We start from the raw sequence: 9,522 nt of genomic DNA, 5'->3' as shown, positions 1-9,522 counted from the left end.
GCACGCGCCCAGGTGTTTGGCCGCACACCGCAACCGCGCCGGATCCAGCTCAGTCGCGGTCTGCACCAGCCGGGCCTCCGCCGCGGCACGGGTCGGGTCGTCCACCGCGGCGGGGAGCTTCTGCAACGCCTCCGCGATCACCACCGCGTGCCCGGGAGAGAGCACCCCGGCCGCCTGCGCGTCCGCGACCCGCGGGAACCGCGCCGGCAACACCTGGCCGGAGACCGCGGTGCGGGCCTGGAACCGGTCGACCGCCTTGACCCGTGCTGCGGCGTCGGCCTCGGTGACCCGCAGTAGGTCCCGCAGGTACGGCACCGCCGACTTGTAGCCCCGGTCCGTGGCGATCCCGCGGGAGGCTACCTGCAGCACCAGGGCCCGCTGGGCGACGGGCAGGATCCGCGTGGCCTCCTCCACCACGACGAGCAAACCCTCGACATCGGCGTCGCCGAGGACACCGAGATCGGTACGAGCGAGGGCAGCGACCTGCTCGCGCAGGGACAAGACGTGTTCCCACACCGCATCCGCGGTCCCGGGAATCGCCGTCGTGTCGCCGTCCATAAACCAATTCTAGACCCTGGCGGTGACGGCAGATCGGGAAATATCGGACACCGGTCCTCGCATTAATGTCACGGGTGAATAACGGTTCCTGAGGTCTCAGCGAAAGGGACTCGAAAGGCACCTCGACCGGCCGCTAATTAGGAAGCGCGGCAGCCACAGAGCTGCCTCGCCCCGTAGATGCGCGTTTTTCCGGGTCGGCCGTCGGGTGTCAAGAAGCCGCCAGACCGATAATCCCACAAAAGTCGTTGTGCGGTTTCTTGACACCCGACGAGCGACCCCACAATCAAGAAAGGAGTGAGGCAGCGGCCCCCGAGAAATCGACCCCGAAAGAGGACCTCAGAACCGCCACCGGGTAGCGGTCATGCCATCAGGCCCATACCCGAACGCGCGGGTCGGCATGACCCGGTAGAAGCCGTACTCCGGCGACCCCGGCAGAGCATCCTCGTGGACCGAGCCGTCGCGCACCGTCAGCTCCCACTCGTACTTCGCCTTGAAGGCGTCTGACACGCGTCCGAGCTCGACCTCGTCGTGGATCCTGGCCGGCCGACCCTCGACGACGAGGTCGAGGGTCTCGCTCGCCACGCTGACGATGCAGCGGCCGTTGGCGGCGATGTTCTCCGCCTTGTGCGAGACCGGTCGGGTCGTGAAGCACGGCACGCCGTCGACCCACACCACCAGCACCGGCTGGACGTGCGGCCGACCGTCGGGCCGTACGGTCGTGAGCCAGACCTTGGGCGCGGACTCCAGGCACTCGCGTGCCTCGCTCCACTGCTTCACCGTCGACTCGTCCGTGCTGATCGGCGTGCCGGCCTCGGCTCCGAACAGCAGCTCGGCGACGGGTGTCGTGACGGGCATGACGGTCTCCTTCGTCCTGGGGAATCTCGATCCCCACGTGACCACCGCACGCCTTCGGCCCGCTATCGGTCCGCTCTCGGCCTCACCAGGTCAGCTCCTGGCAGCCGGTGTGGTCGGCGGGCTCGACCTGCAGGGTCGCGTGGGAGACGCCGTGGCGGTCGCGCAGCACCTCCCTGGCCCGGTCGAGCACGGCGTGGGAGTACGCGTCGTCGACGGTGACCAGGTGGGCGGTGGCGACGTTCATCCCCGAGGTCAGGGTCCAGACGTGCAGGTCGTGCACGTCCCGCACCCCGGTCACGCCGGCGAGGTCGTCGGTGACCGCGTCGACGTCCATGCCCGCCGGGGCGTGCTGGCCGAGCACGGCGAGCACCTGCCGACCGAGCAGGACCGCACGGACGACGACGAACGCGCCGATGGCGAGGGCGATCACGGTGTCCCAGACCGACCGTCCGGTGACCGCGACGAGCGCGCCGGCGACGATGACGCCCACGGATCCCGCGGTGTCGGCGACGACCTCGAGGTAGGCGCCCCTGACGTTGAGGCTCTCGCTCGCGCCGGAGCGCAGCAGGAGCATGGCGGCGACGTTGACGGCGAGACCGATCGCACCGACCACGAGCATCGGACCCCACGACACCTCGGCGGCGGCGCCCACGCGACCCACCGCCTCGGACACGATGTACACCGCGACGCCGAGCATCGTCAGCACGGCGAGCAGCGAGGCGAAGATCTCCGCGCGGTACGACCCGTACGTGCGCCGTCCCGTGGTGTCGCGACGCGTCGCGATGCGCGTCGCCGCCAGGGCCGCGGCCAGCGTGACCACGTCGGCGGCCATGTGGCCGGCGTCGGACAGCAGCGCGAGCGAGCCGGAGAGCAGGCCGTAGACCAGCTCGACGGCGAAGAACGAGGCGATCAGCCCGAACGCGCCGGCCAGCCGCCACCGGTGCCGGCCACCGGCGTGCTCGGCGGTCAGGGTGCCGTGGTCGTGTCCGTGCCCCACGTCAGGCGTCCCGCTCGGGGTGGACGGCCTCGGTGTGCTCGGTGTGCGCGAACGCGACGTCGAGCAGCAAGCGCACGTGCGCGTCGGCGAGGCTGTAGTACGCCATCCGGCCGGACCGGCGGACCGCGACGACCCGGTGCGCCCGTAACAGCCGCAGCGCGTGGGACGTCGACGACTCCGTGGACCCGGTGACGGCGGCCAGGTCGCAGACGCACAGCTCACCGTCCAGCAACGCGACCAGCAGCCGCAGCCGGCCGGGATCGGCCATCAGGCCGAGCACGTCGGCGGTGTCGGTGACCTCGGCGTCGGCGGGCATCCGGGCGGCGACGGCCGCGACCCGGTCGGCGTCGACCACCTTGGTGGCACACGACCCCAGGTCGAGCACCTGGTCATCTGAACGACTGCTCATATGTCGAACAGTAGCCTACGTCAACGGCCGCGCGTAACGCTCCACGAGCTCCGACCCGAGGCGCGCGAGCTCGGCCCTGACGGAATCGGGCTCGAGCACCTCGACGGCGGCACCCCAGCCCGCGATCTCCTGCGCGATCCCGATGGGCAGGTGTGCCGCGACCCGCACGCGGACGCGACCGTCGTCGAGCGTCTCCAAGGGCTCGCAGTGCCGCCCGAACTGGCTGCGCAGGACGGGCAGCAGCCGAGCGGAGATGAGCATCGTCGCCGAGACGAGCGAGCGGCGCTGCTCCATCTCGTCGACCACCCGCTCCCACTCGCGCGACAGCTCGAAGTCGTCGGGCCGCTCGGCGGCGAGGTCGGTCACCGCCGCCTCGGCGATGCGGTCGACGCGGAACGTCCGCTGCCCCTTCTCGGTGCCGGCCACGAGGTACCAGACGTCGTCCTTGTCGACCAGTCCCCACGGGTCGACGAGTCGCTGCGTCCGCTGCCCGCCTCGGGTCTCGTACTGCAGCGACACCTTGCGGCGGCGGACCACGGCGTCCTGGAGCGTGTCGACCGGCGCGGGGCGTACGCGGCCACGCTCGCCCCACCGTGCGGGGTCGACCACGACCGCGTCGGCCGCCGCCTCGGCGTCGGCCCGGAAGGTGTCGGGCAGCGCGCGGACGAGCTTGCGCAGCGCCGACCTGACCGCAGGGGCACCGGACGCCGCGGGACCGGCGAGCAGGAACAGCGCCCGCGCCTCGGTGGAGGTGAGGCCGGTGAGGTCGGTCCGCGCGCCGCCGACGAGCGACCAGCCGCCGCCGCGGCCCGGCTGCGGGTAGACGGGGACGCCGGCCGCGGACAGCGCCTCGAGGTCACGACGCGCGGTGGCCACGGACACCTCGAGCTCGGCCGCCAGCCCGGCCGCGGTCACCCGACCGCGGGCCTGCATCAGCAGCAGGGTGGCCACCAGGCGGTCCGCGCGCATGACAGGAATTCTCTCAGAAAAAGTGCTCATTCGATGAGCACTTCACGGGCGCATGATGACGGCGTCACCAATCGACGGCACAGCCCGACCCGAGGGAGAACCCATGTTGCGAGGTTTCGCCACCATCAGCTTCTACGCCGACGACCTGACCGCCGCCAAGGAGTGGTACACCGAGCTGCTCGGCCAGGAGGCCTACTACGCGTTCCCCCACCCGCCGGCGAAGCCCGCGTACATCGAGTTCCGCGTCGGCGACGACGAGGACGAGCTCGGCTTCATCGACCGCAAGTACGCCCCGCAGGGTGCGTCCAACGCCCCGGGCGGAGCGGTGATGTTCTGGCACGTCGACGACCTCGAGGGCACCCTCGCGAGGCTCGTGGAGCTGGGCGCGACCGTGTACGAGGAGATCACCAAGCGCGAGTCCGACTTCAACACCGCGTCGGTCGTCGACCCGTTCGGCAACGTCCTCGGCATCATGAACAACCCGCACTGGTCCGAGCGGCGCACCGCCAGGACGGAGGCGTGACGACCATGACGACCACGACGATCACGCGCACCTTCCAGGCGGCAGACCGTGCGCAGTGGCGCGCGTGGCTGCGGGACAACGGCGAGACCGCCGACGAGATCTGGCTCATCCTCCAGCACGCCGGCAGCAGCACTCCGAACGTGCGGCACGACGAGGCGATCGAGGAGGCGCTGTGCTTCGGCTGGATCGACAGCCTGGCGCGCAAGCGCGACGCGGAGTCCTGGTGCCTGCGCTTCACCCCGCGCAACCCGCGGGGAGCCTGGAGCAACGTCAACCGTGCGCTCGTCGAGCGCCTGACCGCGCAGGGGCTCATGACGCCGCGCGGCCAGGCGGCCGTCGACCTCGCGAAGCGCACAGGGACGTGGACCTTGCTCGCGGACGCGCAGAACGGCGTCGTCCCCGACGACCTGCGCGAGATGCTCGCCGCCGACGAGACGGCGGCCGGTCACTTCCACGCCTTCCCTCCGTCGACCAGGCGGGCGATCCTCGAGTGGATCTCCCGCGCCAAGCGGCCGGAGACGAGGCGGCGGCGCCTCGAGCGCACGGTCGAGACCGCCGCCAGGAACCTCCGTCCGTGAGCGTGCCCTCGCCTGCACACTCAGGCCCGGGCGGGTCCCTTCGGAATGACGAACACGCCACACTGTGGCGGTGAGCGTGTACTTCGGTCTGCTCGGGCCGTTGCGGGTGGTCCGCGACGGTCGTGAGGTATCGGTGTCGGCGGCGAAGGAACGCGTGGTGCTTGCCACGCTGCTACTCGAGGCCGGACGGTCGGTGTCGGTCGAGCAGCTGACCGACGCCGTGTGGGGCGACGCACCGATCGCGTCGTTCCGCCAGTCGCTGTCGGTGTACGTCTACCGGCTGCGCAGCGCCGTCGGCGACGACCTGATCGTCAGCGACGCCCACGGCTACCGCCTCGACCTGACGCGGTGCGGTCTCGACCTGGCCGACTTCGACCGCCTCGTCGACGAAGCCGACCAGGCACAGTCTCGTGGTGACCAGCCCGCCGCGGCACAGCAACTGCGCGAGGCACTGCAGCTGTGGCGCGGTGACCCGTTGGGCAACGTCGCCTCCGACGTCTTGCACCGGCACGCGGCCGCCGGCCTGGTCGAACGGCGACTCGGCGTGCTGGAGCGATGCCTGGACCTGGACATCACCCTCGGCCGCGCCCGAGACGCCGTGGTCGAACTGAAGCGACTGGTCGAGGAACACCCACTACGAGAACGCCTGTGGGCGTTACTGATGCGCGCCCAACACGCCGCAGGAGAACAGACCGAAGCACTAGCCGCCTACCGCGACATCACCACCCGACTCGCCGACCAACTCGGCATCGACCCCGGCACCGAACTCCACGACCTCCACCAAGCCATCCTCACCGGCACCCACGACACCCCACCCACGCCGGCCCCCGCAGCTGCCACCCCAGCGGCGGTGCCGCGACAGCTCCCGGCCGAACCCGCCGGCTTCGTCGGCCGCGACGACGAGATCGAACGCGTCGAGTCATGGCTGGGCGGGCAGGGGCGACCCGCGGTGGTGATCTCGGGTCCGCCAGGTGTGGGCAAGTCCGCGCTCGCCGTCGCCGCAGGACACCGGCTGGCCGAACGGTTCCCCGACGGGCAGCTGTTCGTCGACCTGCGCGGCTTCTCCGCCGAACAAGCCCTGCGTGCACCCGACGTCCTCCCCCGATTCCTCCGCGCACTCGGCACCCCGGGAGACCAGATACCAGCAGACGAAGACGAACAGGCCGCCACGTACCGCTCCCAGCTCGCCGACCGACGCGTCCTGGTCGTCCTCGACAACGCCGCCACCCCCGACCAGGTCCGGCCCCTCATGCCCAGCGGCCCGGGCTGCGGGGTCATCATCACCAGCCGCAACCAGCTCCCCGCACTCGTCGCGATCGAAGGCGCCCGGGCGCTGCCTCTCGCGGCTCTCGGGCTCGACGACGCGACCACGGTGCTGGCCACGCTGACCGACAACGACCGGATGACGGCGGACGTCGACGCGGCGACACGGATCGCCGAACTGTGCGGACGGCTGCCACTGGCCCTACGGGTGGCGGGCGCGTACCTCGCCCTGCGCCCCGACGAAGCCGTCGCCGACTACGCGGCCGACCTCGACCGCGGTGGACGACTCCTCACCCTGTGGGCCGGCGACGACCACCCGGTGACCGCGGCGTTCGAGCTGTCGTACGCCGCGCTCGACACCGATGCCCAGCGGCTCTTCCGCCGCCTCGGCCTGATCCCCGGAGCCGACTTCACCGCCGACGCCGTCGCCGCGCTCACCGGCGAGACAGCTGTGCGGCGACGCCTCGACGCACTCGTCTCGGCCAGCCTCGTCCACGCGCAGGGACCCGGACGGTTCCGCATGCACGACCTCGTCCGCGACTACGCGCGGCTGCGCGCCGCGGACGACGACACGGCGGCGGCGGAGGAAGCGCGGCAGCGACTCTTCGACTGGTACATCCGCATGGTCGACGCCGCGATGCTCCCGCAGACCGCCAGGCACTACCGGCTGCCGCGGCCGCTGCCCGACGACGACCTCGTCGAACGTACCGACCTCGCCTGGGTCGACGACGAACTGGCCAACCTGACGGCGGTCGTCACCCACTGCGCCGAGCACGGCCCGTATCGCGTGGTCTGGCATCTCGCCGACGCCCTGCGCGCGTATGCCCAGAACAGCGGCAACGAGACGGAGTTCGCGGCGACCAACGCCGTCGCCCTGCCCCTCGCCGAGCGGGAGGGAGACCTCCGGGTCGCGGCGGCGACGCTGCTCGGGATCGGCTTCCTGCGCAACGAACTCGAGCGTGTCGACGAGCACCTCGACGCGCTTCGGCAGGCGGCGGTGCTCTTCGCCGAGTCCGCCGACCGCCACGGCGAGGCCATCGCATGGCACCGCGCCTGCGTCGTCAGTGGCAGCTCATCCCGGCTTGACGACGCCATCGCGGCGGGGATCCGCGCTCGTGACCTCTTCGAGGGCCTGGGCGACGCCGAGGGTGTCATCTCGACGACCAGGAACCTCGGCCTGCTGCGGTCGGAGCGCGGCCAGTTGACCGAAGCCGTCGCCGACCTCGAAGTCATGATCCGCGAGAGCGATCCCAACGATCCGGAGAGCAGGGCACGTGCCCACAGCATCCTCGGGTACGCGTTGCGCCGCGTCGGGCGTCTCGCCGAGGCCGCCGACCACCTCGAGCAGGGGATCGAGCTGCTCGACGAGATGGAGCACCGCGCCGGCAGCGTCACCTGCCGGTGCGACCTGGCGCGCTGCCTGTGCGACGCGGGTGACTACGACCGCGCCCGCTCGATCGTGGACGCGGCGCGGGTCGTCGCGGAGCGAGACGGCCATCGGGAGAACCTCCTGGAGGCCCGTGCCGTGATCGCGGAGCTCGACGTCAGGAGCGTGCCGCCGGCGGAGTGGGACCGCGGCGGCGTGCCGACCGCCGCGGAGATGGAGCCGATCGCCGACCACCCGCTGTACTTCCGCTGGCTCGACATCCTCGGCTGGGGCCACGTCTTCCTGGGCGACCACGACAAGGCCGTGGAGATCGCCACGAGCACCCTCGACCGGGCGCGGGAACGGTCACTACGTCTCACCGAGGACGCCGCGCTCACCGTGCTCACCGCGGCGCTGGTCGGCCTCGGCAAGCATGACGAGGCGATCGAGACCGGCGCCGACGCGCTGCGGCGGCACCGCGAGACCGGCTACCGGCTCCGCGAGGCACGCACGCTGTGCCACCTCGGCGACGCCCACCACGCCGCCGGCGACACCACCACCGCACGCGCACAATGGCAACGGGCCCACGACGTCTACACCGCGATCGGCACCGCCGAGGTCACCGAGGCAGCACGCCGGCTGAGTAGGTCACCGGACCCTGACCGGTGAACGGCACCCTCACCGTGGCATGACACGGTCGGGTGCCCCTCACGGTCCGGCTGCGAAGGGCAGCCGTGATGCGGACAGTGTCGTCCGTCCGGCCACCGGTGTGACAGCTGTGCCGGCCGGCACATCGCGATTCGGGTGTTCCCATAGGCTGCAGCATGTGGGAACACCCGACTCGCGGTGTCCACGCCACTGCGGACACGGGGCAGGCGGCCTCACCCCGCGGCGTCACCTCGACGGTCGACGCGGTGGTCTGCGGCCAGCACGGCACCGGCGAGGGCCCACTTCGCGCCGACGACCACCAGCGCTGGACCGAGGCCGGCACCCGCGGCGGCCGTCGCCGCCGACAACGCGGTGAGGTTCTGGGATGCGTGGAACAGCACCGCGAGCAGGGCGCTCCCACCGGTGCGCTGGAAGACCCAGGTGTAGAGCACCGCGACGGCCGGCAGTTCGAGCAGCAACAGCCAGAACGGGCGGTGGTACAGCACGGCGCTCTCGGTCCAGAAGAGCGGCAGGTGCCACAGCGCCCAGCAGACGCCGAGGACCAGGCTCGCGAATGCCGGGTGGTGCCGCTCGAGCAGCCGGGGCAGTGCGAATCCCCGCCAGCCGGTCTCCTCGCCGATGCCGTCGGTGAGCGCGACGACGACGAAGAACACCAGCGCCGCCAACAGCCCGTCCCGCAGGACGGCGGGCCGAGCGATCTCGCCACCCCGGCCGAACGCGGCGTAGACACCGATCACGATCGCGGTGAACGCGGGAGGAGTGAGCACCACGATCGCGTACCAGTGCCAGCCGACCCGCCAGCGCACCAGCCGCGACGCCGTCTCGCGCAGTGCACGACGCCCGCCCACCAGGATCGCGGTCACCAGCCCGGCGACGGCAGGGCCGTAGGTCCAGACGTCGCCGAGTGCCAGCAGCGGTCGACCGTCGAAGACCCCGGCGGTGACCATCGCTCGCGGGACCCAGACGGCCCATGTCAGCAGGAAGGCGAGGGCGAAGAACGTCCCGACCGGATGCCTGCGGACACGTTCTCTCACGGGCTGGCCCTCCACTCCCCGAAGCACACGGTCACCACCGACCTCCTGATGGCGTACCGCTAGGGATGCGCTGATTTTCTGGTTCGTCCGGGGTGCCGTCTGGCTGGGTGCTGGGGATCGCGGAATGATGAGGTGTGCGCAGCGATCAGGCCAGTTTCACTGATGTCGAGTACGGCAACCGTCGACGGGTCTCCCGCCGGGAACAGTTTCTGGAGACGATGGATGCCACGATCCCGTGGGCGTCGTGGGTGGGGTTGATCGAGCCTCACTACTACTCCAGTGAGAAGGGCCGGAAGGGCCG

The 9,522-nt window shown here is 71.3% G+C and carries 9 protein-coding genes; 3 read left to right on the top strand and 6 right to left on the bottom strand.

Translation table 11 applies throughout. From position 1 onward, the window contains the following. The 5 genes from GEV10_30790 to GEV10_30770 form a co-directional block, all read right to left on the bottom strand. Positions 1–558 (bottom strand): DUF222 domain-containing protein (locus GEV10_30790; protein ID MQA82792.1); only part of this gene is annotated, 558 nt, incomplete at its 3' end. Positions 559–894: 336 nt separating this feature from the next. Next, entirely contained in the window at positions 895–1,413 is a 519-nt protein-coding gene (locus tag GEV10_30785; GenBank protein ID MQA82791.1) for a pyridoxamine 5'-phosphate oxidase, read from the bottom strand. 82 nt (positions 1,414–1,495) lie between these two features. Then, a complete protein-coding gene (locus GEV10_30780) occupies positions 1,496–2,410 on the bottom strand; it encodes a cation diffusion facilitator family transporter (protein ID MQA82790.1) in 915 nt (304 codons plus the stop codon). Between the two features lies 1 nt (position 2,411). Then, positions 2,412–2,819: a metalloregulator ArsR/SmtB family transcription factor gene (locus GEV10_30775; GenBank protein MQA82789.1), complete on the bottom strand. Its 408-nt coding sequence runs from the start codon at positions 2,817–2,819 to the stop codon at positions 2,412–2,414. A 15-nt stretch (positions 2,820–2,834) separates the two neighbouring features. After that, complete coding sequence (locus GEV10_30770) at positions 2,835–3,788, bottom strand: WYL domain-containing protein (GenBank protein ID MQA82788.1); 954 nt, start codon at positions 3,786–3,788, stop codon at positions 2,835–2,837. A gap of 103 nt (positions 3,789–3,891) precedes the next feature. Between GEV10_30770 and GEV10_30765 the strand changes: the two genes are divergently transcribed. The 3 genes from GEV10_30765 to GEV10_30755 all read left to right on the top strand — a co-directional run bounded on the left by GEV10_30765 (position 3,892) and on the right by GEV10_30755 (position 8,187). After that, positions 3,892–4,311, top strand: a complete 420-nt coding sequence (locus tag GEV10_30765) for a VOC family protein (protein ID MQA82787.1) — start codon at positions 3,892–3,894, stop codon at positions 4,309–4,311. Between the two features lie 5 nt (positions 4,312–4,316). After that, positions 4,317–4,889: a hypothetical protein gene (locus tag GEV10_30760; GenBank protein MQA82786.1), complete on the top strand. Its 573-nt coding sequence runs from the start codon at positions 4,317–4,319 to the stop codon at positions 4,887–4,889. A gap of 64 nt (positions 4,890–4,953) precedes the next feature. After that, positions 4,954–8,187 (top strand): hypothetical protein, encoded by a 3,234-nt coding sequence (locus GEV10_30755; protein MQA82785.1) that lies wholly within the window; start codon positions 4,954–4,956, stop codon positions 8,185–8,187. 212 nt (positions 8,188–8,399) lie between these two features. Here GEV10_30755 and GEV10_30750 read toward each other — a convergent pair whose 3' ends face one another. Continuing rightward, positions 8,400–9,221, bottom strand: a complete 822-nt coding sequence (locus GEV10_30750; protein ID MQA82784.1) for a CPBP family intramembrane metalloprotease — start codon at positions 9,219–9,221, stop codon at positions 8,400–8,402. Positions 9,222–9,522: the final 301 nt, after the last annotated feature.

This window comes from Streptosporangiales bacterium (assembly GCA_009379955.1).
GTDB lineage: Bacteria > Actinomycetota > Actinomycetes > Streptosporangiales > WHST01 > WHST01.
Note: the sequence above shows the minus strand (reverse complement) of the source record. Positions and strands in the feature narration are given on the sequence as shown.

Coding starts and splice junctions, on each gene's coding strand:
- GEV10_30785 (MQA82791.1), bottom strand. CDS start 1,413: ATGCCCGTCACGACACCCGTCGCCGAGCTGCTGTTCGGAGCCGAGGCC.
- GEV10_30775 (MQA82789.1), bottom strand. CDS start 2,819: ATGAGCAGTCGTTCAGATGACCAGGTGCTCGACCTGGGGTCGTGTGCC.
- GEV10_30770 (MQA82788.1), bottom strand. CDS start 3,788: ATGCGCGCGGACCGCCTGGTGGCCACCCTGCTGCTGATGCAGGCCCGC.
- GEV10_30765 (MQA82787.1), top strand. CDS start 3,892: ATGTTGCGAGGTTTCGCCACCATCAGCTTCTACGCCGACGACCTGACC.
- GEV10_30760 (MQA82786.1), top strand. CDS start 4,317: ATGACGACCACGACGATCACGCGCACCTTCCAGGCGGCAGACCGTGCG.